The following is a 26653-nucleotide window of genomic DNA, read 5'->3' as shown; positions in this document are numbered from 1 at the left end:
TTCGACGAACGCTGGGCCTGCGGCCTGGCCGGCCGCGGCACGACCGCACGCAAAGGCGCGGCATGACGCCACGGCGGGGCAGCGCCCCGAAGGGGCGCGGGGAACCGCGCGACCGGCCCCCGCGCCCTCCCCGCACGCCGACCGCGCCCGTCACTCCCCGCTCACCAGCACCACTTCGAGGGTGCGCGGACCGTGCACCCCCTCGACCCGGTCGAGTTCGATGTCGCTGGTGGCGGACGGGCCGGAGATCCAGGTCAGCGGGCGGAGCGGATCGAGGCGCTCCAGACCCCGGGGCACGGAGGACACGACCTGGTCGGGCACGCGTACGACACAGATGTGGTGGTCCGGGACCAGGGTGATCCGGCGGCGGCCCTGGTCCGGGCTCCCGTCCAGCACGATGGTGCCGGTCTCGGCGACGGCGACGGCGCACGCCGTGACCACACTGTCGACACGGTCCAGTTCGGCCGGGGTGTCCGCGGCGCTGTCGGGCACCTGGGTGACGTCGGTGGCCGCGAGCCACTCCGGGGGCAGGCCCGTCGGTACGGCGACCGACGCCGAACCTCGTTCGGCCAGCAGCCGGGCGATCGTCGCCGCCAGTTCGCCGGCCGTGCAGCGGTGCACGAGCGCCCGGTAGTCCGCCAGGTTCTCCGCCAGCAGATCCACCGTCCGCCCGGCGTCACGGGACCCGTGCTCGCGCAGGTACCCGCGCTCGAAGGCCTGCTCGTAGGGCGTGTCGTCCCGGGGCACATCGGCGATCGCGCGCCGCACCCGGGCCAGGATCAGGTCCCTGCTGCTCACTTCGCCGTGTCCTTTCCGCCGTGCGTGCGCTGCCACCAGTCGCGGAACGGCTCCGCGGGCACCACAGGCAGCGACCGGGTCTCGCTCCAGGCCCTGCCGGGTCCGGGCAGCGTCCGCGGATGGAAGCGGCGCGTCCGCGACGCGAGCCGCTGGCCGGTGCGCAGCGCGCCCGGATGACTGAACGCCCACCGCGCGGCGCGCATCGCCGCCCGCTCGGCGGCGTGCCCCTTGGCCGGCTTGACGACGACCCGGGCACCCTCGCGGGTCACGGGACCGCCCTGCACGACCCGTTCGCGCAGGTGCACCAGCACCTCCGGGATGTCGATCGCCACCGGGCACACGTCGTAGCAGGCGCCGCACAGCGACGACGCGTACGGCAGCGAGGCGTCGATCTCGCTTCCGGTGCCCCGCAGTTGGGGGCTGAGGATCGCGCCGATCGGGCCCGGGTAGACCGAGCCGTACGCGTGGCCGCCCGCCCGCTCGTACACCGGGCAGACGTTGAGGCACGCCGAACAGCGGATGCAGCGCAGCGCCTGCCGGCCCACCTCGTCGGCCAGCGTGTCGGTGCGCCCGTTGTCGATGAGGACCAGGTGGAAGTCCCGCGGACCGTCCTCGTCCGTGGTGCCCGTCCACGTCGAGGTGTACGGGTTCATGCGCTCGGCCGTCGAGGAGCGGGGGAGGGTCTGCAGGAAGACCTCCAGGTCCTGCCAGGTCGGCACGATCTTCTCGATGCCGACGACCGAGATCAGCGTCTCGGGCAGGGTCAGGCACATCCGGCCGTTGCCCTCGGACTCCACCACCACCAGGGTGCCCGTCTCGGCGACCATGAAGTTGGCGCCGGAGACGCCGACCTTGGCCCGCAGGAACTTCTCGCGCAGGTGCAGGCGCGCGGCGTCGGCCAGTTCGGCGGGCGTGTCGGTGAGGCCCTCGGGGGCCGGGCGGCCCCACTCGCCCATCTCCCGCGCGAAGATGTCGCGGATCTCGCCGCGGTTGCGGTGGATGGCCGGGACGAGGATGTGCGAGGGGCGGTCCTTGCCCAGCTGCACGATCAGCTCGGCGAGGTCGGTCTCGTAGGCGTCGATGCCCTCGGCCTCGAGCGCCTCGTTCAGGCCGATCTCCTGCGTGGCCATCGACTTGACCTTGACGACCTCGCTCTCGCCGGTCGCCTTCACCAGGCGCGTGACGATGCGGTTGGCCTCGTCCGCGTCGACGGCCCAGTGCACGGTGCCGCCCGCCGCCGTGACCGACTCCTCCAGCTGCACCAGGTAGGTGTCGAGGTTGCGGAGCGTGTGGTCCTTGATCTGCTTGCCGGCCTCGCGCAGCTCGGCCCAGTCGGAGAGTTCCGCGACCGCGGTCGCGCGCTTGGCGCGGATGGTGTGCGTCGCGTGGCGCAGGTTGCCGCGCAGGGTCGTGTCGCGGACGGCTTCGTGCGCGGCCTTCGGGAAGGCCGGCATACCGAGATACGTCCCGCCGCTCATACCGGCTCCTCTTCCGTGCTCGCCAGGATCTCCGCGATGTGCACCGGGCGCATGCCGGTCCGCAGCCGGGTCATGGTCCCGCCGATGTGCATGAGACAGGAGTTGTCGGCGGCGCACAGCACGTCGGCGCCGGTCGACTCCGCGTTGCGGACCTTGTCGGTACCCATGGCCGCCGACACGTCGGAGTTCTTGAGGGCGAAGGTGCCGCCGAAGCCGCAGCACTCGTCGGCGCCCGGCAGTTCCTTCAGCTCAAGTCCCTTGACGGACCGGAGCAGCCGGCCCGGGCGGTCGCCGAGGCCGAGGCTGCGCAGGCCGTGGCAGGTGGGGTGGTAGGTGACGGTGTGCGGGTAGTACGCGCCCACGTCGGTCACGCCCAGCACGTCCACCAGGAACTCGGTCAGCTCGTACGTCTTCGGCACGACCGGGGCCAAGGTGGTGGCGAGGCCGTCGCCGCGGCCCTCAGCACGGGCCCGCGCCCCCATCCGCGGGTACAGCTCACGGACCATCGCGCCGCACGATCCGGAGGGGGTCACGATGGCCTCGTACCCGCCGAACACCTCGGAGAAGTGCCGGGCCAGTGGTTCCGCCTCGTGCCGGTAGCCGGTGTTGTAGTGGGCCTGCCCGCAGCAGGTCTGCGCCATCGGGAAGTCGACGTCGACGCCCAGCCTGGTCAGCAGTCTCACCACGGCCCGGCCGGTGTCCGGATAGAGCGTGTCGTTGACACAGGTCAGGAACAGAGCGACACGCATCGCGGCTCCTCGGGGTTGTTCGTCGGATGGGTGCACGGTACGCGGCGCGGGGTCCTGCCGGAACGGGGTGCGTCGCCGGGTGGCGGTCCGTCGTGGCTGGTCGCGCCCCGCGGCGGAGCCGCAGATCGATACGGCTCCGCGTCCCTGAAGGGGCGCCGGTGCTTGGGCGGTCTCATGTCATCGGCTCAGACGGTTCTCCGCCGCCTGCCAGGCCGCGGTGCTGCCCTGGGGCTCGTAGCGGGTCAGGGGCTGGGTGCGGGCGAGCAGGGCGCGCATCTCGGCCCGGTCGCCGACCTGGCCCTGCGCCCGGGCCTGCACCAGGACGTTGCCCAGGGCCGCCGCCTCCGCCGGACCCGCCACCACGGGGAGCCCGCAGGCGTCGGCCGTGAGGCGGCACAGCAGGGCGTTGCGGGCCCCGCCGCCGACGATGTGGACGACGTCCACCGGATGGTCGGCCAGCTCCTGCGCCTCGAAGACCGCCTTGCGGTGGGCGAGGGCGAGCGAGTCGAGGATGCACCGGGTGATCTCGGCGGGCGACCCGGGCACGGGCTGCCCCGACGCGCGGCACGCGTCGGCGATCCGGGACGGCATCCGGCCGGGCGCCAGGAACACCGCGTCGCCCGCGTCCACGACGGACCGCAGCGCCGGCACCTCGGCCGCGGCGGACAGCAGGTCGCCCAGGTTTGGGTTGCCCCACTCCCGCAGGCACTCCTGGAGCAGCCACAGGCCCATGATGTTGCGCAGGTGGCGGACCGTGCCGTCCAGGCCCAGCTCGTTGGTGAAGTTCGCCGCGCGGCTCGCCTCGGTGAGGACGGGTGCCGCCAGCTCCAGGCCCGCCAGCGACCAGGTGCCGGTGCAGATGTACGCGAACCGCTCGCCCACCGCCGGAACGGCCGCCACCGCGGAGGCCGTGTCGTGGGAGCCGACCGTCGTCACCGGTACCGGACCCGTCAGCCCGGTCTCCTCCAGCACGTCCGGCCGCAGCAGACCGGCCGGGTCCCCGGGCCGGCGCAGCGGCGCGAACAGCTCCAGGTCGATACCGAGGCGGGCCGCGACGTCGTACGCCCAGTCGCCGGTGCGCGGGTCGATCAACTGGGTGGTGGAGGCGTTGGTCAGTTCCGTGCCGGCCTCGCCCGTCAGCCAGTACGTCAGCAGGTCCGGGATGAGCAGCAGGCGCTTCGCGTGCGCCAGCTGGGCGGAGGAGCCGGCCGCCACCAGCTGGTAGAGCGTGTTGAAGGGGGCGTACTGCAGTCCGGTGGCCGCGTACAGCTCGGCGGCGGGCACGGTGGCCCACACCTTCTCCGCGACACCCTGCGTGCGGGTGTCCCGGTAGTGCACCGGGTTGCCGAGCAGCGCCCCGTCGGCGTCGAGCAGGCCGTAGTCCACGGCCCAGCTGTCGATGCCGACCGAGTCGACGTGCCCGGCCGCGCGCAGCCCGTCCAGGACCCCCGCGTACAGCGCGAGGATGTCCCAGCGCAGGCCCTCGGGGGTGCGCACCGGCCGGTTCGGGAACCGGTGGGCCTCCGTCAGCTCCAGCGTGTCGGGGCCCACGCGGCCGACCATGACGCGTCCGCTGGACGCGCCGAGGTCGACCGCGGCGTACGACTTCACAGCCGATTCCCGGGCGAGGTCCGTCATCGGAGGAACGCGGCGGCGACGCCGGCGTCGACCGGGACGTGCAGACCGGTGGTGTGCGTGAGGTCGCCGCCCGTCAGCGCGAACACGGCGTTGGCGACGTGCTCCGGCAGGACCTCGCGCTTGAGGATGGTCCGCTGGGCGTAGAACTCGCCGAGCTTCTCCTCCTCGATGCCGTAGGTGGCCGCGCGCTGGGCGCCCCAGCCGCCGGCGAAGATCCCCGAGCCGCGGACGACGCCGTCGGGGTTCACGCCGTTGACCCGGATGCCGTGCTCGCCCAGCTCGGCGGCGAGGAGGCGGACCTGGTGGGCCTGGTCGGCCTTGGTCGCCGAGTAGGCGATGTTGTTCGGGCCCGCGAAGACCGCGTTCTTGGACGCGATGTAGATGACGTCTCCGCCCAGCCCCTGCGCGATCATCACCCGGGCCGCCTCGCGCGAGACGAGGAAGGAGCCGCGGGCCATGATGTCGTGCTGCAGGTCCCAGTCCTTCGCCGTAGTCTCGAGGAGCGGCTTGGAGATGGAGATGCCGGCGTTGTTCACGACCAGGTCGACACCGCCGAAGGCGAGGACCGCCGCCTTGAAGGCCTCGGCGATCTGCTCCTCGGAGGTCACGTCGACCGTGACGGCGACGGCCTTGTCGGGACCGCCGAGCGCGGTGGCGACCTCGGCCGCGTTCTCCCCGTTGAGGTCCGCGATCACGACACACGCGCCCTCGGCGACGAGCCGCTCGGCGATCGCCTTGCCGATACCGCTGCCCGCACCCGTGACGAGCGCGACCCGGGTGGCAAGCGGCTTGGGCTTCGGCATGCGCTGGAGCTTGGCCTCCTCGAGGGCCCAGTACTCGATGCGGAACTTCTCGGACTCCTCGATCGGCGCGTACGTCGAGACGGCCTCCGCGCCGCGCATCACGTTGATGGCGTTGACGTAGAACTCGCCGGCCACCCGCGCGGTCTGCTTGTCCTTGCCGAAGGAGAACATGCCGACACCCGGGATCAGCACGATCGCCGGGTCCGCGCCGCGCATGGCGGGGGAGTCGGCGTCGGCGTGCCGCCGGTAGTAGGCCGCGTACTCCTCTCGGTACGCGCCGTGCAGTTCCTTCAGCCGCGCGACCGCCTCGTCCAGCGGGGCGGTGGGCGGCAGGTCCAGGACGAGCGGCCTGACCTTCGTCCGCAGGAAGTGGTCCGGGCACGAGGTGCCGAGGGCGGCGAGGCGCGGGTGCTCGGTGCTCGCGAGGAAGTCGAGGACGACCTCGGAGTCGGTGAAGTGGCCCACCTGCGGGCGGTCCTGGGAGGCGAGCGAGCGGATCACCGGCGCGAGGGCGGCGGCCCGCTCCCGGCGTTCGGCGCCGCCGAGGGCCGCGTACCCGTCGAGGACGGGGCCGAAGGGCTCGGCCCTGCCGCGCTCGACGAGGAACTCCTCGGCGGTACGGATGATGTGCAGCGAGTTGCGCTCGCACTCCTCGGCGGTGTCGCCCCAGGCGGTGATGCCGTGCCCGCCGAGGACACAGCCGACGGCCTGCGGGTTGGCCTCCTTGACCGCGGCGATGTCCAGCCCCAGCTGGAAACCGGGCCGACGCCAGGGCACCCACACCACGCTGTCCCCGAAGCACTCGGCGGTCAGCTTCTCCCCGTCGGCGGCGCAGGCGAGCGCGATCCCGGAGTCGGGGTGCAGGTGGTCCACGTGTGCGGCGTCGACCAGCCCGTGCATGGCGGTGTCGATCGAGGGGGCGGCCCCGCCCTTGCCGTGCAGGCAGTAGTCGAACGCGGCGACCATCTCGTCCTCGCGCTCGACGCCCGGGTAGACGTCCCTCAGCGCCAGCAGCCGGTCGATCCGCAGCACGGCGAGCCCGGCCTCGGTGAGGGTCCCCAGGTCGCCACCGGACCCCTTGACCCACATCAGCTCGACGTCCCCGCCGGTCACGGGGTCGGTCCCGGTCCCCTTCGCGGACGTGTTCCCGCCCGCGTAGTTGGTGTTGCGGGGATCGGCGCCGAGCCGGTTGGACCGCCCCAGCAGAGCAGCGGCTTCAGGATGGGTTGCCATGTTCCAGTTCCTTAAGAAGAGAGGGGAGAGAGAAGAAAGGGGGCCTCAGGGCCCCGAGGGAGGCGCGGGGAACTGCGCGACCAGCCACCTGAGCCCCGCGGTCGGCCACCGGCCTCCAGCCCCACGGCGAGCGGACCGTCGCCACCGGGCCGCAGGACCACCGGTCCGCCGGCCCGACCCGGCGCACCCGCCGAGGTCGAGCGCAGCGACTACGCCCCCCACCCCGCCTGCTGCCCGCCCACCCGCTCCTCGGCGATCTTCTGAGCCCACCCGGACCGGTGGTACGCGGCGATCGGGTCGGGGTCGAGCCCCAGCTCGCCCCGGACCTCCGCCACCAGCGGCCGTACGTCCGTGTTGTAGGCGTCCATGATCACGGCGTTCGCGGCGAGCACGTCGCCGGAGCGCTGCGCGGCGGCGAGGGCGTCGCGGTCCACGAGCAGCGCCTTCGCCGTCGCCTCCTGCACGTTCATCACGGAGCGGATGATCGCCGGGATCTTCGCCTCGATGTTGTGGCACTGGTCGAGCATGAACGCCACGTCCGATGTGAACCCGCCGCCCCGGATGACCTCGTACATGATCCGGAACAGCTGGAAGGGGTCGGCGGCACCGACCATCAGGTCGTCGTCCGCGTAGAACCGCGAGTTGAAGTCGAACGCGCCGAGCTTCCCCTCCCGCAGCAGCGTGGCGACGATGAACTCGATGTTGGTGCCCGGCGCGTGGTGCCCGGTGTCGACGACGACCTGCGCCTTGGGGCCGAGCTTCAGGCAGTGGGCGTACGCGGTGCCCCAGTCCGGCACGTCGGTCGCGTAGAAGGCCGGCTCGAAGAACTTGTACTCCAGCAGCATCCGCTGGTCGTCACCGAGGCGCTCGTACACCTGGGCGAGACCCTCGGCGAGCCGGTCCTGGCGCTCGCGCAGGTCGTCCTGCCCCGGGTAGTTCGTGCCGTCCGCGAACCACAGCTTCAGGTCCTTCGAACCCGTCGCGTCCATGATGTCGATGCACTCGAACAGGTGGTCGACGGCCTTGCGGCGCACGGCGGCGTCCGGGTGGCAGATGCTGCCCAGCTTGTAGGCGTCGTCCTGGAAGGTGTTGGAGTTGATCGCGCCGAGGGTCAGGCCGCGCTCCTCGGCGTGCTTGGCCAGTGCCGCGTAGTCCTCGACCTTGTCCCAGGGGATGTGCATCGCCACGGTCGGCGCCGCGCCCGTGAACTCGTGCACCTTCGCCGCGTCGTCAAGTTTTTCGAAAGGATCGCGGGGCACGCCGGGCTGCGCGAACACCTTGAAGCGGGTTCCCGAGTTCCCGTACGCCCACGACGGCGTCTCTACTGCCTGGGTCTTGAGGGCGGCCTTCACCGCGGCGAGCTCGGTCACTTCGGGGCTCCTGTGACTTCCGTTGTGGCATCGGTTCCGAACGGCTTCTGAACGCCAGGGCTCTGAAACGATTCAGAAGGCAGAAGTTATGAGCCCCCCGAAAGGCTGTCAACCCCTCCGGCGCGTACACGTTGCCGTGACTCGGTTGTGACCTTTGGCTATCGAAAATTTCGGCCGGTACCCATTGACGTGACCTGGGCTACATGTCTAACGTCCCGGCAACCTAGTTGAAACCTTTCACGACGTCGTGAGGCCGCATCGCCCGCGTCGTTGAGGAGCCCTCATGACTGACCGGTCCGACGCGGGTCCGGCCCCCGTGCTGGCGCTCAAGGACATTTCGAAGTCCTTCGGCGCAGTACGCGCCCTGCGGGACGTGTCCCTGGAACTGTTCCCCGGCGAAGTGCACGCACTCGCCGGTGAGAACGGCGCGGGCAAGTCGACCCTCATCAAGACGCTCGCCGGCGTGCACCGACCGGACGCCGGTCAGGTGCTCCTGGACGGCGAGCCCACCGTCTTCCACGGTCCCGCCGACGCCCGCGACGCGGGCATCGCCGTGATCTATCAGGAGCCCACGCTCTTCCCAGACCTGTCGATCGCCGAGAACATCTTCATGGGCCGCCAGCCGCGGCGCGCGCTCGGCCGGATCGACCACAAGGCCACCCACGCCGCCACCCTCGCCCTCATGCAGCGGCTCGGCGTCGAGCTCGACCCCGACCGCCCGGCGCGCGGCCTGTCCATCGCGGACCAGCAGATCGTCGAGATCGCCAAGGCGCTCTCCTTCGACGCGCGCGTCCTGATCATGGACGAGCCGACCGCGGCCCTCACCGGCAGCGAGGTGTCCCGGCTCTTCGGAGTCGTCCGCACGCTGCGCGAACAGGGCTCGGCCGTGCTGTTCATCTCGCACCGCCTGGAGGAGATCTTCCAGATCTGCAAGCGGGTCACGACCCTGCGCGACGGCGCCCTGATCTCCAGCGAACCGATCGACGGCATGGCCGAGGAGGACCTCGTCCGCCGCATGGTCGGCCGCGACCTCGACGAGCTCTACCCCAAGCAGGACGTCCGGGCCGGCGAGGTCGCCCTGAGCGTGCGGCGGCTGACCCGCGAGGGTGTCTTCACCGACGTCTCCTTCGACGTCCGGCGCGGCGAGATCGTCGGCCTGGCCGGCCTCGTCGGCGCCGGACGCACGGAGGTTGCCCGGGCCGTCTTCGGCGTCGACCGCTGGGACGCCGGAGAGGTCGAGCTCGACGGGAAGAAGCTGACGAACGGCGCGCCCTCCACGGCCATGGCCGCGGGACTCGCCCTCGTCCCCGAGGACCGCCGCGCCCAGGGCCTGGTGATGGACATGTCCATCGAGCGCAACATCGGCCTCACCGGACTACGCAAGACCGTGAAAGCGGGACTGATGGACCGCGGCGCCGAACGCAGCCGCTCCCTCGACTGGGCCGTCAAGCTCCAGGTCAAGTACGCCCGGATCGCCGACACCGTCAACACCCTGTCCGGCGGCAACCAGCAGAAGGTCGTCCTCGCCAAGTGGCTGGCCACCGGCCCCAAGGTGCTGATCGTCGACGAGCCCACCCGCGGCATCGACGTCGGCACGAAGGCCGAGGTCCACCGGCTGCTCAGCCAGCTGGCCGCCGACGGGGTCGCCGTCCTGATGATCTCCTCCGACCTGCCCGAGATCCTCGGCATGGCCGACCGGGTCCTCGTCATGCACGAGGGCCGGCTCACCGCCGAGATCGCACGTACCGACGCCACCGAGGAAACCGTGATGGCCGCAGCCACCGGGAGGGCAGCCGCGTGACGGTCACCGCTCCCAACCCCGCCCCCGCCGCCGAGGTGTCCAAGTCCAGCGGCACCCGGCTGGTGGACCGCGTCTTCAAGATGCGTGAACTCGCCATCCTGCTGGTCTTCCTGGTGATGATCGTCATCACCCAGATCGGCAACAGCGACTTCCTGTCCGAGCAGGGCATCAAGGACCTCCTGCTGAACGCGACCATCCTCGTGCTGGTCGCCACCGGCCAGTCGCTGGTCGTCATCACCCGCAACGTGGACCTGTCGGTCGGCTCGACGCTCGGCATCAGCGCCTTCGCCGCCGGCACCTATCTGGAGGGCGGCGGCAACTCCGTCGTCGCGATCCTCCTCGCGGTCCTGCTCGGCGTCGGCTGCGGCCTGGTCAACGGACTGCTCGTCAGCCTGGGCCAGGTGCCCGCGCTCGTCGTCACCCTCGGCACGCTCTACATCATCCGCGGCATCGACTCCATCTGGGTCGGCTCCCGGCAGATCACGGCGGCGGGCCTGCCCGACGGCTTCATCGACTTCGGCGCCGGCGGCATCTCCGCCGTGCCGTACCTGGCCCTGATCGCGCTGGCGGTCCTGGTCGCGACGGCGTACTACCTCAAGCACTTCGGCAGCGGCCGCGAGCTCTACGCGCTCGGCTCCAACCCGGAGGCCGCCCGCCTCGCCGGCATCCCCGTACGCAAGCGGATCCTCGCCGCGTACACCTTCTGCGGAGCCCTCGCGGGTCTCGCGGGCGCCCTCTACCTCGCCCGGTTCGGCAACGTCGACTCCGGCACCGGCAACGGCTACGAACTCACCGTCGTCAGCGCGGTCGTCGTCGGCGGCGTCGTCTTCACCGGCGGCTCCGGCAGCGTCTACGGAGCGGCCCTCGGCGCACTGCTCCTGACCTCCATCAACAGTGTGCTGCCCGCCCTCGGTGTCAGCTCCGTCTGGGTGCTCGCCATCAACGGCATCCTGCTCATCCTCGCCATCGCGGTCGACCGGATCGTCGCCCTGCGGGTGGCGACCGCCCTGAAGAAGAGGAACGCCCGCCATGGCTGACTCCGCTCTCACGCGCGCCGTCCGCTGGGACACGGTGGTCGGCGCCCTCCTGATCGTCGTGCTGCTGCTCTCCTTCACCACCGTGGACGGCTTCGGCAACGCGCTCAACCTGTCGTTCCTCATCGGCAACACGCTGCCCATCGCGCTGATCGCGCTGCCGATGACGATGCTCGTGGTGTCCGGTGAGATCGACCTCTCGGTGGCCTCCACGGCCGGCCTGTCCGGCGCCGTGATGGGAGCCCTGTGGAACCAGGGCATGACCATCGAGACGATCATCCCGATCTGCCTGCTCCTCGGCGTGGTGTGCGGGCTGGTCAACGGACTGCTGGTGACCCGCCTGGGACTGCCGTCCCTGGCCGTCACCATCGGCACGCTCGCCGCCTACCGGGGCATCGCGCAGATCGTGCTCGGTTCCGACGCGGTGACCGACTTCCCCACCCAGTACCTGGACTTCGCGGCCGGACGCATCGGCGACACCTTCATCCCGTACGCGTTCCTCCCCTTCCTGGTCCTGCTCGCGATCGCCGTGGTCGCGCTGCACGCCACCCCGTTCGGGCGATCCCTGTTCGCGGTCGGCGCCAACGAGGAAGCCGCGCGGTTCGCCGGCATCCGCGTCAAGCGGCAGAAGCTGATCCTGTTCACCGTGACCGGACTCATGGCCTCGCTGACCGGCATCTTCTGGGCGCTGCACTACGCCAGCGCCCGCTACGACAACGCCACGGGGCTCGAACTCTCCGTCGTCGCGGCCGTCCTGCTCGGCGGCATCGACTTCGACGGCGGCAAGGGGACGCTCGGCGGAGCGATCGCGGGGGTCTTCCTGCTCGGCGCGCTGCAGAACGTGATGAGCCTCCAGGACGTCTCCGCCCAGTCGCAGATCGTCGTCACCGGTGTGCTGCTGGTTCTGTCCGTGCTCGGACCCCGCGTTGCACGGCAGGTCTCCGTCGCACGGGCGGGGCGCAGAGCGCAGAGCCCCGCCGGTTAAGCCGTTTGCCATCTGCGGGCCGTCTGTGGCTGGTCGCGCAGTTCCCCGCGCCCCTGAAGGGGCGCACCGTACTCATCCCAGTAAAGGACCCAGCCATGCGCAAGTCATCCCTCCGCCGAGCCTGTGCGGTTCTCGCCGCCACCACCTCTCTGGCCCTGGCGCTCACCGCCTGCGGCGGCGGAACCTCCAAGGACGACGTCAAGGACGAGGGCGGCTCCAACGCCTCGGCCGGCAAGGCCGACCCGAACGCGGCCACCAAGAAGGGCCTGACCGTCGGCTTCCTGCCGAAGCAGGTCAACAACCCGTACTTCACCTCCTCCGACAAGGGCGGCGAGAAGGCCCTCACCGAGCTGGGCTCGAAGTACAAGGAGGTCGGCACCAACAGCGGCACCGACACCGCGGGCCAGGTCTCCTACGTGAACACGCTCACCCAGCAGCAGGTCGACGCCATCGCCGTCTCCGCGCAGGACCCGGGCGCCCTGTGCACCTCGCTCAAGCAGGCCATGAAGAACGACATCAAGGTCGTCACCTACGACTCGGACACCAAGACCGACTGCCGCAACGCCTTCGTCTCGCAGGCCAGCGCCGAGGACCTGGGCCGCACCGAGGTGCAGCTGCTCGCCGAGCAGATCGACTACAAGGGCGAGATCGCGATCCTGTCCGCCGCGCAGACGGCGACGAACCAGAACACCTGGATCGACTTCATGAAGGACGAGCTCAAGGACCCGAAGTACAAGGACATCAAGCTCGTCAAGACCGCCTACGGCAACGACGACGCCCAGCAGTCCTTCCAGCAGACCCAGGGCCTGCTCCAGGAGTACCCGAACCTGAAGGGGATCATCTCCCCGACCACCGTCGGCATCAAGGCCGCCGCCCAGTACCTGTCGGGCTCCAAGTACAAGGGCAAGGTCAAGCTCACCGGCCTCGGCACCCCGAACGACATGCGCAAGTACGTGAAGAACGGCACCGTCGAGGGCTTCGAGCTGTGGGACCCGGCGAAGCTCGGCGAGCTGGCCGCCCGCACCTCCGTCGCGCTGGTCTCCGGCCAGATCACCGGCAAGGAGGGCGAGACCTTCAAGGCCGGCGACATGGGCGAGTACACCATCGGCAAGGACGGCGTGATCAACCTCGGCAAGCCGACCGTGTTCACCGCCAAGAACATCGACCAGTTCGACTTCTGACAGCCCGGCCGCCCGCGCGCCGCGGGCGGTCCGGCCGACGCAGGTCCACCCCCCACCGACTCCGGAGCGGTACTTCATGCAGCGCGTCTGTTTCCTGCTCAAGGTCCGCGCGGACCGGCTCGACGAGTACCGCGAGAGACATGCCGCCGTGTGGCCCGAGATGCAGGAGGCGCTCTCGGCCACCGGCTGGCACAACTACTCGCTCTTCCTCCGCGAGGACGGCCTGCTGGTCGGGTACCTGGAGACCGAGGACTTCGCCGCCGCGCAGGCGGGCATGGAGGCCACCGGGGTCAACGCCCGCTGGCAGGCCGAGATGGCGCCGTTCTTCGAATCGCTGGACGGCGCCCGTCCCGACGAGGCCATGAAACCGCTCACCGAGGTCTTCCACCTCGCCTGATCCACCGTGCTCTTCCCACGCTCGTCCTCCTCGTCCCCACACGCCAAGGAGCCCCGAACATGAAGAGACGCACCCTGCTCACGACCGCCCTGCTCGGCACCGTCGCGGCCCCGGCCCTCGCCGGTACCGCCAGGGCGGCCGCCCCCGGCCCCTCGGTCACCCGCGGGGCCACCACCACGCTCGACGGCCAGGCCATCTTCTTCGTCTCCTACGACGGCCTGGTCAACAACAACTCGTTCCAGAAGAATGGCCTGCTCACCCACAAGGGCCACCAGTACGCCGTCTGGTACACCGCGGACCGCAACGCCGTCGTCGGCCGCCGGGCACTCGGTGCGAGCACCTGGTCCACCGTGAAGGTCGGACACACCCTGCGCTACGACGACTCCCACAACGTCATCTCCATGGGCCTGTCCAAGACCGACGGCCGCCTCCACCTCACCATGGACTCCCACAGCGACGGCTTCACCTACGTGAAGTCGGTGGCCGGGCTCATGGACAATCCCGCGGGCCTGACCTGGACCGCGAGCCGGTTCGGCGCGCCGCAGTCCAGCCTCGACGGGCTCGCCCTCACCTCCCAGTTCACGTACCCGCAGTTCGTCTCCCTGCCCGACGGCAAGCTCCAGCTCAGCTACCGCACGGGGGTCTCGGGCAACGGCCGCCACGCCCTCGCCGAGTACAACGGCACGTCCTGGAGCGACCTCGGCGAGTGGAGCAGCTCGACCGGCACGTACACCAGCGCGCACGGCTCCAGCACCGTCCGCAACATGTACCTGCACGGCATCGACTACGACCGCAACGGCCGGCTGCACTCCTTCTTCACCTGGCGCGAGCAGAACGCCGCGGTGATGTGCAACGCCGGCGGCATCACCAACCACGACACGGGCTACGTCTACTCGGACGACCGCGGCCGCACCTGGCGCAACGACGCGGGCACGGTCGTCGGCACCACCGGGGGCTCCGACAAGGTCGCCGTCACCGACAGCGGCCTGGTGGTGGACGCCCTCGACCCGGACCACTCCCTGATGAACCAGGAGAGCCAGGCCACCGACTCCGCGGGCCGGCCGCACGCGATCATCAGCTACGTGCCGGGCCGCTTCGGCCAGTGCACCACGAACTACGTCAGCGACCGGACGGCGAACGGCCGCGCCTTCCACCTTCGCAAGGCCGCCACCGGTACCTGGCGCAAGACCGAGATACCGGTCGCCCTCAACTCCAGTCAGCGCACCCGACTGGTCCTCGACAAGTACGACAACGCGTACGCGATCCTGCCCTTCGGACGCATCGCCGCCGCGTCCGCCGCCTCCGGGCACACGGACTGGACGACCCTGTTCGACGGCAGCGGCCTGAACGCCTTCGGCGAGGTCCTCGTCGACGAGACGAGGATCGCCCAGGACGGCGTGCTGTCCGTCCTGTACCAGGTCAGGTCCACCGGTACGACACCGTCGGCGCTGCGCGTCATCGACTTCGGGCTGCCCGCATGACGCAGTCCGTTCCGGGTGGGCACGCGGGTAATGTGGCCGCGTGCCCACCACTGACCGTTCTCCCGGAGGTAACCGCCTGATGGCCCAGTCGGTGGGTATCAAGGACGTCGCCCGAGTCGCCGGAGTCTCCGTCGGCACGGTCTCGAACGTCATCAACCGCCCGGACACGGTGGCCTCCGAGACCCGCGCCCGCGTGCTCTCCGCCATCGACCGGCTCGGCTACGTCCGCAGCGAGTCGGCGCGGCAGCTGCGCGCCGGGCGCAGCCGGATCATGGGCCTGCTCGTCCTCGACATGGGCAACCCCTTCTTCGTGGACGTGGCACGCGGCGCCGAGCGGGCGGCCCGCGAGGCCGGCCTCGGCGTGATGGTCTGCAACAGCGCGCAGAGCGCCGGCGAGGAGGCCGACTACCTGTCGCTCTTCGCCGAACAGCGCGTACGGGGCGTCCTGTTGACCCCCGCCGACGCGACCGGCCGCAACATCGAGACGTTCCGCCGCCACGGCATCCCCTTCGTCCTCGTCGACCGGGTCGCCGAGGGCACCACCGAGTGCTCGGTGTCCGTCGACGACGTCGCGGGCGGCGCCCTCGCCGTGCGGCACCTCGTCGACGCGGGGCACCGCTCCATCGCGTACGTGAGCGGGCCGCCCGGACTCACCCAGGTCGCGGACCGCCGTACGGGCGCCCTGAACGCCCTCGACGAGGCGGGACTCGGCCCGCAGCACCTGCGCGAGCTGCCCACAGAGCGTCTCGACGTGGCCGCGGGCCGCGACGCGGGAGCCCGGCTCCTCGGCCTCGCGGACCGGCCGACCGCCGTCTTCTGCGCCAACGACCTGCTCGCCCTCGGCGTCCTGCAGGCGATGTTCGCGGCCGGCGTGAGCGTCCCGGACGACCTCGCGATCGTCGGCTACGACGACATCGAGTTCGCGGCCGCCGCGGCCGTCCCGCTGACCTCGGTGCGCCAGCCCGCCGTGACCATGGGCGCGCTCGCCTCGGAACTCCTCCTCGAGGAGACCGAGGCGGAGACGGCCCCCACCCCGCACCAGCACCGGCGCGTGGTGCTCCAGCCGGAACTGGTGGTCCGGCGCTCAAGTCTCCCGCCCCGCTGACCGGTTGGGCGGACCGGCCGGGCGGCGGTCCCTGCTGAGCGGTTGTTCAGTACGGTCACGGGCGGCAGTCTGATCGGCCGGTCAGTACGGTTTTCTTGATCCCCGGCCTCGGCCCGCCGGAGAACTTGTGCTGAACTGGTTCGCGATCAGGAATCCATCCGTCTCGGGAGCCCCTTTTGAGTGCCACTTACCGTCAGCCCGGTGTCGTCCTGCGTGACCGCCGGTTCACTGTGCCGCTCGACCACGACGCCCCCACGGGCGAGACGATCGAGCTGTACGCCCGTGAAGTGGTCGCGAGCGACCGGGTGGACCGGGACCTGCCCTGGCTGATCTACCTCCAGGGCGGCCCCGGCTTCGGCGCCAACCGCTTCGTCGGCAGACAGGCCTGGCTCGGCCGCGCCCTGGAGGACTACCGCGTCCTGCTCCTCGACCAGCGCGGCACCGGCAGTTCCACGCCCGCCAACCGGCAGACGCTCCCGCTGCGCGGCGGCCCCCGCGAACAGGCCGACTACCTGGCGCTGTTCCGCGCGGACTCCATCGTCCGCGACTGCGAGGCGATCCGCCCGGCGGTCACGGGCGGCGCCCCCTGGACCGTGCTCGGCCAGAGCTTCGGCGGCTTCTGCGCGACCCATTACCTCTCCACCGCGCCCGAGGGCCTCGACGCGGCCCTGATCACCGGCGGACTGCCCACCCTCGACGGCCACGCCGACGACGTCTACCGGGCCGCCTACCCGCGTATCGAGCGCAAGGTCGCCGCGCACTACGCGCGTTACCCCCAGGACGTCGAGCGGGCCCGGCGGATCGCCGAGTACGTCCTGCTCAACGAGCCCGTCCTGAACGGCGGTTACCGGCTCACCGTCGAGGCCTTCCAGTCCCTGGGCATCCTCCTCGGCGGCGGCGAGGGCAGCCACCGGCTGCACTACCTCCTGGAGAACGCCTTCGTCCGCACCGCACAGGGCCCGGCCCTCTCCGACGCCTTCCAGGAGGACGTCCAGTCCCTCCTGTCCTTCGCCGGACATCCCCTGTACGCGCTGGTCCACGAGGCCTGCTACGCCCAGGGCGAGCGTCCCACCGCCTGGTCCGCCGAGCGGGTGCGCGCCGACTTCCCCCAGTTCGACGCGGCCAAGACCCTCGCGGGCGACGGTCCGCTCCTGTTCACCGGCGAGTCCGTCCACCCCTGGACCTTCGACTGCGACCCGGCCCTGCGCCCGCTGCGCGAGACGGCCGACCTCCTCGCCGAACGCACCGACTGGCCCGTCCTCTACCACCCCGACCGCCTCGCCGCCAACGAGGTCCCCGTCGCCGCGGCCGTCTACCACGACGACATGTACGTCGACACCGCCCACGCCCTGCGGACGGCCCGCACGATCCGTGGTCTGCGCACCTACGTGACGGACGAGTTCGAACACGACGGCGTGCGGGCGGGCGGCCCCCGGGTCCTGGACCGCCTGCTGGCACTGGCGAGGGACGAGGCCTGAGCGCCCCGTGGGGGAGCCCTCCGGGGGTGCGGGGAACCGCGCGACCGGCCGCGACGGGCCCGCACCCGAAAACCACTCCTGGGCTGATCCCATGACACGATTCACCGGTTACGGAGTACTCGTCACGGCCGCGGTGGACTCCTTCGGGGGACTCGACGTCCTGGTCGACAACGCCTACGCGTGCCACACCGGCCCCGCGTCCTTCGACGAGCACGAGGACGGCCCCTGGTACGAGGACTTCGAGATCACGTTGCGCGGCGCCTGCCGCTGCGTGCGTGCCGCCCTGCCGCACCTGACGGCGGCCGGCGGGCGGGGCGCGATCGTCGGCATCGGCTCGGTCGACGCCGAGCGGCACTTCGGCTCCCACGCGTACAGCGCGGCGAAGGCCGCACCGGCGCCCGGGACGGCCGGGGCGGGTTCCTCGAACGCGCCGCCGCCCACTACCCGCCGGGGCGGGTGGGCGAGCCCGCCGACATCGCGTCCGCCGTCGCCTTCCTCGCCTCGGCGGACGCGTCCTGGATCACCGGGGTGACCCTCCCGGTCGACGGCGGCCTGCTGGTGAGCAACCTGGCGATGCTCTGCGACATGGCGTAGGCCGGGGCCGGCCGGCCCCGGACGGACCCCCCGGCCGGTACGGGCGCGCGCTGCGTAGGGTGGGAGGCATGCGAGACGAACCCGGCGGCGCCGCGCCCGCCCGCACCGAGCTGAAGGCGGACTGTGCCCGGTGCTTCGGGCTGTGCTGTGTCGCGCTGCCCTTCGCCGCCTCGGCGGACTTCGCGGTCGACAAGGCCGCCGGCAGCCCGTGCCGCAACCTCCGGACGGACTTCGGCTGCGGCATCCACACGGAACTGCGGCAGCGCGGCTTCAACGGCTGCACGGTCTACGACTGCTTCGGCGCCGGCCAGAAGGTCTCGCAGGTCACCTTCGGCGGCGAGGACTGGCGCTCGCGCCCCGGGGACGAGGCCCGTCTGATGTTCGACGTGTTCCGGACCGTACGCCATCTGCAGGAACTGCTCTGGTACCTCACCGAGGCGCTCGCCCTGCCCGCGGCCCTGCCGCTCCACCCCGAGCTGCGCCGCGCGCTCGACCGGACCGAGGCGCTCACCCGCCGACCCCCGGAGGAACTCGCCGAGCTGGACGTGGCGGCGGTCCGCCAGGACGTCAACGCCCTGCTGCTGCGCGCCGGCGAACTGTCCCGTGCCGGTCTCGCCCAGAGCGGGAACGAGAAGAACGGAAAAAAGGGGAAGAACGGCAAGAACGGCAAGAAGAAGGACCGCCGGGGTGCCGACCTGATGGGCGCCCGGCTCAGGGGCGCCGACCTGCGCGGCGCGAACCTGCGCGGCGCGTACCTCATCGCCGCCGACCTGACGGGCGCCGACCTGCGGGGCGCGGAGCTGATCGGCGCCGACCTGCGCGACGCCGATCTCACGGACGCCGACCTGACCGGCGCCCTCTTCCTCACCCAGCCGCAGCTCGACGCCGCCCGGGGCAGCGCGGGCACCCGGCTCCCGGAGTCGTTCACCCGCCCCGCCCACTGGACGGCGTGAACCGGGAACGGCAGAGGTGCCGTGACCGGCGCCGCCCGGTTGGCGTACACCCCGAACTTCGGTAGGTTAGGCAAGGCTTACCTAAGGGAGGTTCGGGATGGGTGACCGTCACAGCTGGACGGCCGCACCGGCCACGGCGCAACGTGCCAGGTCGGTACTTGCCGCGGCATGGTCCTGCGCGGTGACCGCGGAAGGCGGCCGGGAGGAGTTCATCGGCGTACACACCGTCGCGGGGGACGGCCGGGTGCTGCTGCACCTGCCGGACGACAGCACGCTCACCACGGCCGCGATCTGCGCGCCGCGCGGAGAGCCGTCCGCCGTCCTGGAGTTCGCCGACGTCTCGCCCGTCCCCGTGCGTCAGCGCATCCGCGCCCGCCTCTGGATGGCGGGCTGGTTCACGCCCGAGGACGAACACCTGACGTTCCGTCCGACCCGTGCCGTGCTGCGCGAGCCCGGCGGGGCGGTCGTCGTCGACCTCGACGAGTACGCCGCCGCCGAGCCCGACCCGCTGGTCCTCGCCGAGGCGCAGCTGCTGACCCATCTCGCGGACGCCCACCCGGACGCCGTCGAGCGGCTGACCCGCCTCGTCGAACCGGACAGCCTGCACGGCGCCGTACGGGTGCAGCCGCTCGCCGTGGACCGCCACGGGCTGACGCTGCGCATCGAGCGCGTCCGCGGCCACGGTGACGTACGCCTGCCCTTCCACCGCCCGGCGGACGACGTCGGACAGCTCACCGAGCGCATGCACGTCCTGCTCACCCAGGCCGGCCTGGCCGCCTGCCCGCGGACGTCGCGGCGCCAGCGCACGGAGAGCGAGGGCTGACGGGGCGGCGGAGCGTCACCTGCCGCGCCCCGCGGTGGCCCGCTTGTCACCCCGGGCGGAGCGCAGACGCCGGTTCAGGCGGTCCAGCCGGGGCATGCGCTCGCGCTGTTCGCGCGTGCAGCGGTCCAGTTCCTCCAGCAGCCGACGGGAGCGGTGCTCCATGTCGAGTTCGTCGAGGATCCGGGTGACCTCGGTGACCATGGCGCCGTACAACTGCCACTGGCGTGCGTCCCGCTGCACCTCCGCCAGCAGCAGCTGGGCCAGCTTCTCGCGGGTGGCCGTCGCGGCGGCCAGCTCCGAGGCGAGCCGCGACTCGGCCGACTCGGCGCTGCGGCTGACGTCGGTGGTGACCAGGACCGCGAAGCTGACCACGGCATCGCCGACCTCGGACAGCAGCTGCTCGAACGTCGCTCCGACGTGCGGCTCGAACAGCGGCTCGGGCTCGCGCTCCTTGGCGAGATCGGTCAGGGTGCGCGTGAGCACCCGCAGGACCACCGTGCAGATCTCCAGCGTGTCGAGGCCGGTACGCAGGACGACCCGGTGCAGCAGCCCTTCCCGTACACGCGGATTGAGCCGCAGGCTGTCCTCGGCCTGTTTGAGGGCCGCGTCCACGTCGACGATGTCGTGGTCGAGCCGGCGCGCCTCGTGCAGCCGTTCGGCGGCGACGGCCACCGGTGTGCGGCCGGCCGCCTCCTCGCCGACGCGCCGCATCAGCCGCCGCATCCGGCGGGCCAGGTCCTCGATGGACTCACCGGCGGCGCCGACCCACACCGGGGGAGCGAAGAGCAGATTGCAGCCGAGTCCGACCACGGCGCCGATCACCGTCTCCAGGATGCGGGCCCAGGCCGTGTCGCCGTGGCGGGTGACGCCGAGGACCAGCATGGCGCTGATCGCCACCTCGGGCACGAACTCGCTGACCCGCACCAGATGGCCGACGGCCAGCGAGGCCAGGATGAGCAGTCCGAGGCTCCACCAGGTCAGCCCCACCAGGGCGCTGAAACCGATGGCGACGAGGACCCCGGCGACCACGGAGTTCACCCGCCGTACCCCGGTGGTGAGGGTGGAGTAGAGGGTGACCTGGACGACGAGGAGCGCGGTCAGCGGAGCGGTGAGCGGCGCGGCTTCCGGGCTGAGGTGCAGGGCGACCACGTACGCCAGCGTGGCGGCCGCCGCCGATCGGACGGACTGGACGATCACGGGCTCCTGGCGCCACTTCGCCACCTGGGCGGCGCCGGCGGCCCACATCTCACGTACATCTTGCATCTTTGGCCACTTCCCGTTCGAGGGCTGCGCCGAACACATCCGGAGGATGCAGCTCCGCAGATGACCCGCCCGGTCGGTGGCTACCGGGCAGCGGTCACGCGTCGCCGTCCGGGCGGGGGTCCGTCTCCGGACCCGCGTTCGAGTCCGTGTCGGACAGGCGCAGGGCGAGGGCGCGCAGGAGTTCGGTGCTCTTGATCTCGGAGCGGCCCGTGTCGTGGATGTCGGCGAGTTCCGAGAACAGGAAGGCGAACGCGCCCACGAGGGAGATGGCCGCGGGCATCAGGGCGTCGACGACCGCTTGGCCGGCCTCGGCGGGAGTGGCGTCGCCGGGGACCTCGACCGACGGGAAGACCTCGGTGACGAGCCTGCCCAGCTGGGCCTCGCCGGCGTCTATGTCGACCGTGGTCTCCTCGTTGAGCCGGCGCACCATTTCCTGGGTCTCGGTCAGGACGCCGATCGCTCGGAGGATGATCTCGCTCTGTTCCATGCGTGGAGCTTAGGCGCTCGGCCCTTTCCCGGGCTCTGGGGCGGGGTCCGTGGGGGCCGGTCGCGCAGTTCCCCGCGCCCCCCGGGGGCGGAATCCGTGGCCTGGGCCCTCATGACGAGAGGCGGGATCGCGTCGGAGGAAAGGGCCGGGCGGGTTCTGGAGGCGGCCGGGGTCCCGGCAAGGCCCGTCCCCTGCCGGGCGCCCGGCGAGGGGCGTACAACAGCGGCGAGGAGCTCGTCCTCGACGACGGCAGCCGGTGCGTGGCTCCGGGACACGGTGGCCCCGGAGCTCCTCGCCGCCCTCGACGAGCTGGACCGGTCGGTCCGGTGAGGGTCAGGCGGCCTGCCGTCCGCTCCCGCCGTGTTCGCGGATGATCTCCGCGTAACGGCGCCCGCTGCCCTTCACCGTGCGCCGCTGCGTCCGGTAGTCGACGTGGACGAGGCCGAACCGCTTGTCGTAGCCGTACGCCCACTCGAAGTTGTCCAGCAGCGACCACGCGAAGTAGCCCGCGAGCGGCGCTCCCTTGCGGACCGCCGAGGCGCACGCCGCCAGGTGCTGTTCGAGGTACCGGGCGCGCTCGGGGTCGTCGACCGTGCCGTCCGGGCGTACGACGTCCGGATAGGCGGAGCCGTTCTCGGTGACGTACAGCCTGCGGGCGCCGTACTCGTCCGTCAGGCGCAGCAGCAGGCTCTCGATGCCGGCCGCGTCGACCTCCCAGTCCATGGCCGTGCGCGGTACGCCGTGACGGCGGACGTCGGCCGCGTACGGGGCCGGGCCCGTCGGGTCGTCCGCGACGGCCGACGGGAAGTAGTAGTTCAGTCCCAGCCAGTCCAGCGGCTGGGCCATGGTCGCCAGGTCCCCTGCCCGCTCCGGGAGTTCGACGCCGTACACCTCGCGCATGTCCGCCGGGAAGCCGCGGCCGTGGACCGGGTCGAGCCACCAGCGGTTGGTGTGCCCGTCCATGCGCCGGGCCGCCGCGATGTCCTCGGGGCGGTCGGTGGCGGCCACGACGGAGGACAGGTTGTTGACGATGCCGACCTGGGCGCCGGGGGCCGCGGCGCGGATCGCCTGGGTGGCGAGGCCGTGGCCGAGGAGCAGGTGGTAGGAGGCGCGGACCGCCGTCGGGAGGTCGGTCAGGCCCGGCGCCATCCGGCCCTCCAGATGGCCGATCCAGGCCGAGCACAGCGGCTCGTTGAGGGTCGTCCAGTGCTGGACGCGGTCGCCGAGGCGTTCGGCCACGACCGCCGCGTACGCCGCCAGGTGGTACGCGGTGTCGCGCTCGGACCAGCCGCCCCGGTCCTGGAGCACCTGCGGCAGGTCCCAGTGGTAGAGGGTGACCGACGGGGTGATGCCCGCCTCCAGCAGGCCGTCGACCAGCGCGTCGTAGAAGTCCAGCCCCTTGCCGTTGACCGGGCCGTCGCCGCCCGGCACGACCCGCGGCCAGGCGACCGACAGCCGGTAGGCGTTGGTGCCCAGCTCCTTCATCAGGCCGATGTCCTCGCGCCACCGGTGGTAGTGGTCGCAGGCCGTGTCCCCGTGGTCGTCGCCGTCGACCTTCCCCGGAGTGTGCGAGAACGTGTCCCAGATGGAGGGCGAACGGCCGTCCTCGGCCACCGCGCCCTCGATCTGGTACGCCGAGGTGGCCGTGCCCCACAGGAAGTCCTGGGGGAGAGCGGCGAGATCGATGGTCACAGAGGTCCTCTCGGAACGGGGGGAGTCGGGCGGTAGGCGGAGTGTGGTCACTTGACGGCCCCGGCGGTCAGTCCGGCGACCAGATAGCGCTGGAGCAGCAGGAACCCGGCGACCACGGGCACGCTCACCACGAGTGAGGCGGCCATGACCTGGTTCCAGTACACGTCGTTCTGGGTGGCGTAGCCCTGCAGGCCGACGGCGAGCGTACGGGTGGTGTCGTTGGTCATCACGGACGCGAACAGCACCTCGCCCCACGCCGTCATGAACGCGTACACCGCGACGGCGACGATCCCGGGGACCGCGGCGGGCACCACGACCCGGAAGAGCGCGCCGAGCGGCCCGCAGCCGTCCACCATCGCGGCCTCGTCGAGGTCGCGCGGCACCGACTCGAAGTACCCGATCAGCATCCAGATCGAGAACGGCAGCGAGAACGTCAGGTACGTGAGGATCAGGCCGAGCCGCGAGCCGAAGAGCGCGATGCCGGTGGCGTCGCCGATGTTCACGTAGATCAGGAACAGCGGGAGCAGGAAGAGGATCCCGGGGAACATCTGGGTGGACAGCACGGTCACGGTGAACAGGCGCTTGCCGCGGAAGCGGTAGCGGCTCACCCCGTACGCCGCGAAGATCGCGATCGCCACCGAGAGGACCGTCGCCGCGCCCGCCACGATCAGCGAGTTGACGAAGTACTTCGCCAGCGGGACCGTCGACCAGATGTCGATGTAGGGGCGGATCGTGAGCCCGCTGGGGATCCAGCGGAACTCGCCCGACACGTCCTCCAGCGGCTTGAGGGAGCTGGACAGCATCACGTACACCGGCAGCAGGACGAAACCGGTGAGCAGGGTGAGGAAGATCCGGCGCGACCAGACGAAGGAGCGCGGCGCGGCCATCGGCGAGCGCGGCGCCGTCATCGGGGTCCTGGGCATCGTGGTCCTAGGCATCGGCGGCCCTCCGTCCGCGTGAGGTCAGGACGAGGTAGACGCCCGTCACGACCAGCAGGAACAGCAGGAGCAGCACGGACATCGCCGAACCCGCCCCGAAGTTCCACGTCACGAACGACGACTGGTAGATGTGGATCGAGATCAGGTCGGCGGCTTCCGGCGCCGCCCTGCCGAACAGCACGTAGGGCGTGTTGAAGTCGTTGAACGTCCACAGGAAGAGCACCAGGACCAGCACCTGGTTGACCGGGCGCAGCGACGGCAGCGTGATGCGGCGCAGCTGCTGGAGCATCCCGGCGCCGTCGATGGACGCCGCCTCGTACAGCTCCCTGGGGATGTTCTGCAGGCCGGCCATCACGATGAGGAAGGCGAACGGCCAGCCCTTCCACACCGACACGACGAGCAGCGCGACGAAGCTGTTGTCGCCGATCAGCCAGAAGGACGGGCTGTCGGTGAGACCCAGCTGGTCGTGCAGCACGTGGTTCACCAGGCCGTTGTCCCGCTGGAACATGAAGGCCCAGGTGATGACGGCCGCGTACACCGGAAGCGCGTACGGGACGAGGAACACCGCCCGCAGGAAGCCCCGGCCGCGGAAGTTCTCCTGCATGTACACCGCGGCCGTCGTGCCGAGCAGCCAGCACAGGCCGACGGACAGCACGGTGAACGCGCAGGTGACGAAGAACGAGTGGAGCAGCGCCTTGCCGATGGGCGCGTCGAAATCCACGGACACGGTGTAGTTGTCGAACGCGGCCCAGGGCGCGGCGCCCCAGTCACGGATGTAGAACTGCGTGAGCTCCTTGAAGCTCATGACGATGCCGATGACCATCGGCACCAGGTGGACGAGGAGTTCGAGGAGCAGGGCGGGCAGCAGGAGCAGATACGGCAGGACGTTCCGGCGTACCCGCCCGGTGCGGCGGCGCGGGGTGGGCGCCGGCGCACCGGGCGGTGCTTCCTTACCGACCGCGGGCTGTGCGGTCACGGTCATCGAGCGCTCACTTCTTCGGCATCTGCTGCTGGGCCTCGTCGAGCTTCTCCTTGACGGAGGCCGTGGTCGCCGGCCGGCCGGCCGCCGCGTCCGCGAGGAGCTCCTTCACCGCCGTGCCGACCGCCGTCTCGAACTGCGACTCGTTCGGCACCTGGGGCAGCGGGGCCGCGCTCTTGGCGAGGGTGTCCCGGATGACCTTCAGGGCAGGTGTGTCGAACGCGGGGTCCTCCTGGGCCGCCTTGACCGGGGGGATGGACCCGTAGGTCTTGTTGAGCAGTTTCTGCTCGGCGTCGCTCGTCATGAACTTCACGAACTTCTGGGCGCCGCCGATGTTGTCGGTGTTCTTGAAGACGGCCATGTTGATGCCCGCCACCATGGAGTTGACGGCCGTGTCGGCGCCCGGCGTGCCGGACTGGACCGGCACCGGCGCGACGCCCCACTCGTCGTCGCTCATGCCGTGGGCCTTGAGCGTGGTGGCGGCGGTCTGCCACATCACCATCGCCGTCTTGTCCTTGGCGAAGTCCTGGAGGGACTGGTTCTGCGCGTACTCGGCGTTGCCGGGCGCGACGACCTTGTCCTTGCCCATCAGGTCGACGTACTGCTTGACCGCCGCCACCGCCCCGTCGGAGGTGAAGTCGGGCTTGCCGTCGGCGTCGAAGAAGTCGGCGCCGTGCTGCTTGGCGAGGACGAAGACGTGGTGGATGTTCTCCGACAGGTTCGAACCCTCGGCGCCCAGCGCCCACTTGCCGTCCTTGGAGATCTTCTTCCCGTCGGCGACCAGGTCATCCCAGGTCGCGGGCGGCCCGGAGATCCCCGCGTCCTCGAACATCTTCTTGTTGTAGTAGAGCGCGTACGCCATCGAGTACAGCGGCACCGCCGCCGGGTCGGAGCCGGTCGCGCCCGCCGAGCCGAGCGCCGACTCGACGAACCGGTCCTTGCCGCCGATCGTGGCGAAGTTCTTGGCGTCCCACGGCAGCAGGGCGCCCGTCGCCTGCAGCGAGGCGGACCAGGTGTTGCCGATGTTGAGGACGTCCGGGCCCTGGCCCGAGGTCGTCGCGGCGAGGATGCGGTTGAGGAGGTCCGACCAGGGGACCACCTCCAGCTTGACCTTGATGCCGGTCTGCTTCTCGAACTTCTTCAGCTCGGGCGTGAGGATCTTCTTGTCGGCCTCGATGCTCGCGCCCTGGTTGGAGGCCCAGTAGGTGAGCGTCTTCGGCGAGTCGTTGGACCCGCCGTCCGTCGACGAGCCACCACCGCAAGCGGTCGCGGCGGCCAGCAGTGAGACAGTGACCGCGCTCGCGGCAGCGGCTCGGGTTCTGCGCATGACGTCAGGCGTCCCTTCCTGAGGGAAAGCGGGAGGCATCGTGCGTTCACTTCCCGAACGACCCTC

Annotated in this window: 22 protein-coding genes and 1 pseudogene; 11 read left to right on the top strand and 12 right to left on the bottom strand. The window is 71.2% G+C overall.

Annotation, left to right across the window (positions count from 1 at the left end; genetic code table 11):
* Window positions 1–150: 150 nt before the first annotated feature.
* From QFZ75_RS04265 to rhaI, 6 genes are all read right to left on the bottom strand, one after another.
* Complete coding sequence (locus QFZ75_RS04265) at window positions 151–798, bottom strand: LUD domain-containing protein (protein WP_307533920.1); 648 nt, start codon at window positions 796–798, stop codon at window positions 151–153.
* Window positions 795–2276: a LutB/LldF family L-lactate oxidation iron-sulfur protein gene (locus QFZ75_RS04260; RefSeq protein WP_307533919.1), complete on the bottom strand. Its 1482-nt coding sequence runs from the start codon at window positions 2274–2276 to the stop codon at window positions 795–797. Before QFZ75_RS04260 ends, QFZ75_RS04265 begins: the two co-directional genes overlap by 4 nt.
* Window positions 2273–3025, bottom strand: a complete 753-nt coding sequence (locus QFZ75_RS04255; RefSeq protein ID WP_307533917.1) for a (Fe-S)-binding protein — start codon at window positions 3023–3025, stop codon at window positions 2273–2275. Before QFZ75_RS04255 ends, QFZ75_RS04260 begins: the two co-directional genes overlap by 4 nt.
* 177 nt (window positions 3026–3202) lie before the next feature.
* Entirely contained in the window at window positions 3203–4636 is a 1434-nt protein-coding gene (locus QFZ75_RS04250; RefSeq protein WP_307533916.1) for a rhamnulokinase family protein, read from the bottom strand.
* Window positions 4637–4659: 23 nt separating this feature from the next.
* Window positions 4660–6699 carry a bifunctional aldolase/short-chain dehydrogenase gene (locus tag QFZ75_RS04245; protein ID WP_307533915.1) on the bottom strand — a complete coding sequence of 680 codons (2040 nt, stop codon included), beginning with the start codon at window positions 6697–6699 and terminating at the stop codon, window positions 4660–4662.
* Window positions 6700–6908: 209 nt separating this feature from the next.
* A complete protein-coding gene (gene rhaI, locus QFZ75_RS04240; protein ID WP_307533914.1) occupies window positions 6909–8069 on the bottom strand; it encodes an L-rhamnose isomerase in 1161 nt (386 codons plus the stop codon).
* A 283-nt stretch (window positions 8070–8352) separates the two neighbouring features.
* Here rhaI and QFZ75_RS04235 point away from each other — a divergent pair, with 283 nt between their 5' ends.
* The 11 genes and pseudogenes from QFZ75_RS04235 (at window position 8353) to QFZ75_RS04185 (ending at window position 19901) form a co-directional block, all read left to right on the top strand.
* The gene (locus tag QFZ75_RS04235; RefSeq protein WP_307533913.1) at window positions 8353–9870 is read left to right on the top strand and encodes a sugar ABC transporter ATP-binding protein; all 1518 of its coding nucleotides are present in this window, start codon (window positions 8353–8355) and stop codon (window positions 9868–9870) included.
* Window positions 9867–10907 carry an ABC transporter permease gene (locus QFZ75_RS04230; RefSeq protein WP_307533912.1) on the top strand — a complete coding sequence of 347 codons (1041 nt, stop codon included), beginning with the start codon at window positions 9867–9869 and terminating at the stop codon, window positions 10905–10907. The genes QFZ75_RS04235 and QFZ75_RS04230 overlap by 4 nt, the downstream gene beginning before the upstream one ends.
* A complete protein-coding gene (locus QFZ75_RS04225) occupies window positions 10900–11889 on the top strand; it encodes an ABC transporter permease (RefSeq protein ID WP_307533911.1) in 990 nt (329 codons plus the stop codon). The genes QFZ75_RS04230 and QFZ75_RS04225 overlap by 8 nt, the downstream gene beginning before the upstream one ends.
* Window positions 11890–11984: 95 nt before the next feature.
* Window positions 11985–13070 carry a rhamnose ABC transporter substrate-binding protein gene (rhaS, locus tag QFZ75_RS04220; RefSeq protein WP_307533910.1) on the top strand — a complete coding sequence of 362 codons (1086 nt, stop codon included), beginning with the start codon at window positions 11985–11987 and terminating at the stop codon, window positions 13068–13070.
* 76 nt (window positions 13071–13146) lie between these two features.
* Entirely contained in the window at window positions 13147–13467 is a 321-nt protein-coding gene (locus QFZ75_RS04215; RefSeq protein WP_307533909.1) for an L-rhamnose mutarotase, read from the top strand.
* A 59-nt stretch (window positions 13468–13526) separates the two neighbouring features.
* Window positions 13527–14948 (top strand): BNR repeat-containing protein, encoded by a 1422-nt coding sequence (locus tag QFZ75_RS04210; RefSeq protein WP_307533908.1) that lies wholly within the window; start codon window positions 13527–13529, stop codon window positions 14946–14948.
* 79 nt (window positions 14949–15027) lie between these two features.
* On the top strand, window positions 15028–16053 hold the full coding sequence (locus tag QFZ75_RS04205; protein WP_307533907.1) for a LacI family DNA-binding transcriptional regulator: 1026 nt from the start codon (window positions 15028–15030) through the stop codon (window positions 16051–16053).
* A 176-nt stretch (window positions 16054–16229) separates the two neighbouring features.
* Complete coding sequence (locus tag QFZ75_RS04200) at window positions 16230–17531, top strand: alpha/beta fold hydrolase (RefSeq protein WP_307533906.1); 1302 nt, start codon at window positions 16230–16232, stop codon at window positions 17529–17531.
* A gap of 121 nt (window positions 17532–17652) precedes the next feature.
* A pseudogene (locus QFZ75_RS04195) lies at window positions 17653–18125 on the top strand (SDR family NAD(P)-dependent oxidoreductase); the annotation flags it as partial.
* A 68-nt stretch (window positions 18126–18193) separates the two neighbouring features.
* A complete protein-coding gene (locus tag QFZ75_RS04190; RefSeq protein ID WP_307533905.1) occupies window positions 18194–19078 on the top strand; it encodes a pentapeptide repeat-containing protein in 885 nt (294 codons plus the stop codon).
* 97 nt (window positions 19079–19175) lie between these two features.
* Window positions 19176–19901: a DUF2470 domain-containing protein gene (locus QFZ75_RS04185; protein WP_307533904.1), complete on the top strand. Its 726-nt coding sequence runs from the start codon at window positions 19176–19178 to the stop codon at window positions 19899–19901.
* 15 nt (window positions 19902–19916) lie between these two features.
* On the opposite strand, the gene QFZ75_RS04180 is transcribed toward QFZ75_RS04185, so the two are convergent.
* From QFZ75_RS04180 to QFZ75_RS04155, 6 genes are all read right to left on the bottom strand, one after another.
* Entirely contained in the window at window positions 19917–21164 is a 1248-nt protein-coding gene (locus QFZ75_RS04180) for an aromatic acid exporter family protein (protein ID WP_307533903.1), read from the bottom strand.
* Between the two features lie 94 nt (window positions 21165–21258).
* Window positions 21259–21651, bottom strand: a complete 393-nt coding sequence (locus tag QFZ75_RS04175; RefSeq protein WP_307533902.1) for a hypothetical protein — start codon at window positions 21649–21651, stop codon at window positions 21259–21261.
* Between the two features lie 333 nt (window positions 21652–21984).
* Window positions 21985–23343, bottom strand: a complete 1359-nt coding sequence (locus QFZ75_RS04170) for a GH1 family beta-glucosidase (protein ID WP_307533901.1) — start codon at window positions 23341–23343, stop codon at window positions 21985–21987.
* 47 nt (window positions 23344–23390) lie between these two features.
* A complete protein-coding gene (locus QFZ75_RS04165; protein ID WP_307544211.1) occupies window positions 23391–24251 on the bottom strand; it encodes a carbohydrate ABC transporter permease in 861 nt (286 codons plus the stop codon).
* Window positions 24252–24273: 22 nt separating this feature from the next.
* Complete coding sequence (locus QFZ75_RS04160; RefSeq protein ID WP_307533900.1) at window positions 24274–25263, bottom strand: carbohydrate ABC transporter permease; 990 nt, start codon at window positions 25261–25263, stop codon at window positions 24274–24276.
* Window positions 25264–25270: 7 nt separating this feature from the next.
* Window positions 25271–26587 (bottom strand): sugar ABC transporter substrate-binding protein, encoded by a 1317-nt coding sequence (locus QFZ75_RS04155; protein WP_307533899.1) that lies wholly within the window; start codon window positions 26585–26587, stop codon window positions 25271–25273.
* Between the last annotated feature and the right edge of the window lie 66 nt (window positions 26588–26653).

The sequence above is a fragment of the Streptomyces sp. V3I8 genome (genome assembly GCF_030817535.1).
Classification (GTDB): Bacteria; Actinomycetota; Actinomycetes; order Streptomycetales; family Streptomycetaceae; genus Streptomyces.
Note: the sequence above shows the minus strand (reverse complement) of the source record. Positions and strands in the feature narration are given on the sequence as shown.

What these genes read in the sequence shown, in the direction of transcription:
- QFZ75_RS04235 (WP_307533913.1), top strand. Translation starts at nt 8,353, where the DNA reads ATGACTGACCGGTCCGACGCGGGTCCGGCCCCCGTGCTGGCGCTCAAG.
- QFZ75_RS04205 (WP_307533907.1), top strand. Translation starts at nt 15,028, where the DNA reads ATGGCCCAGTCGGTGGGTATCAAGGACGTCGCCCGAGTCGCCGGAGTC.
- QFZ75_RS04210 (WP_307533908.1), top strand. Translation starts at nt 13,527, where the DNA reads ATGAAGAGACGCACCCTGCTCACGACCGCCCTGCTCGGCACCGTCGCG.
- QFZ75_RS04185 (WP_307533904.1), top strand. Translation starts at nt 19,176, where the DNA reads ATGGGTGACCGTCACAGCTGGACGGCCGCACCGGCCACGGCGCAACGT.
- QFZ75_RS04255 (WP_307533917.1), bottom strand. Translation starts at nt 3,025, where the DNA reads ATGCGTGTCGCTCTGTTCCTGACCTGTGTCAACGACACGCTCTATCCG.
- QFZ75_RS04160 (WP_307533900.1), bottom strand. Translation starts at nt 25,263, where the DNA reads ATGACCGTGACCGCACAGCCCGCGGTCGGTAAGGAAGCACCGCCCGGT.
- QFZ75_RS04180 (WP_307533903.1), bottom strand. Translation starts at nt 21,164, where the DNA reads ATGCAAGATGTACGTGAGATGTGGGCCGCCGGCGCCGCCCAGGTGGCG.
- QFZ75_RS04155 (WP_307533899.1), bottom strand. Translation starts at nt 26,587, where the DNA reads ATGCGCAGAACCCGAGCCGCTGCCGCGAGCGCGGTCACTGTCTCACTG.
- QFZ75_RS04165 (WP_307544211.1), bottom strand. Translation starts at nt 24,251, where the DNA reads ATGACGGCGCCGCGCTCGCCGATGGCCGCGCCGCGCTCCTTCGTCTGG.
- QFZ75_RS04190 (WP_307533905.1), top strand. Translation starts at nt 18,194, where the DNA reads ATGCGAGACGAACCCGGCGGCGCCGCGCCCGCCCGCACCGAGCTGAAG.
- QFZ75_RS04175 (WP_307533902.1), bottom strand. Translation starts at nt 21,651, where the DNA reads ATGGAACAGAGCGAGATCATCCTCCGAGCGATCGGCGTCCTGACCGAG.
- QFZ75_RS04245 (WP_307533915.1), bottom strand. Translation starts at nt 6,699, where the DNA reads ATGGCAACCCATCCTGAAGCCGCTGCTCTGCTGGGGCGGTCCAACCGG.
- rhaS (WP_307533910.1), top strand. Translation starts at nt 11,985, where the DNA reads ATGCGCAAGTCATCCCTCCGCCGAGCCTGTGCGGTTCTCGCCGCCACC.
- QFZ75_RS04260 (WP_307533919.1), bottom strand. Translation starts at nt 2,276, where the DNA reads ATGAGCGGCGGGACGTATCTCGGTATGCCGGCCTTCCCGAAGGCCGCG.
- QFZ75_RS04225 (WP_307533911.1), top strand. Translation starts at nt 10,900, where the DNA reads ATGGCTGACTCCGCTCTCACGCGCGCCGTCCGCTGGGACACGGTGGTC.
- QFZ75_RS04215 (WP_307533909.1), top strand. Translation starts at nt 13,147, where the DNA reads ATGCAGCGCGTCTGTTTCCTGCTCAAGGTCCGCGCGGACCGGCTCGAC.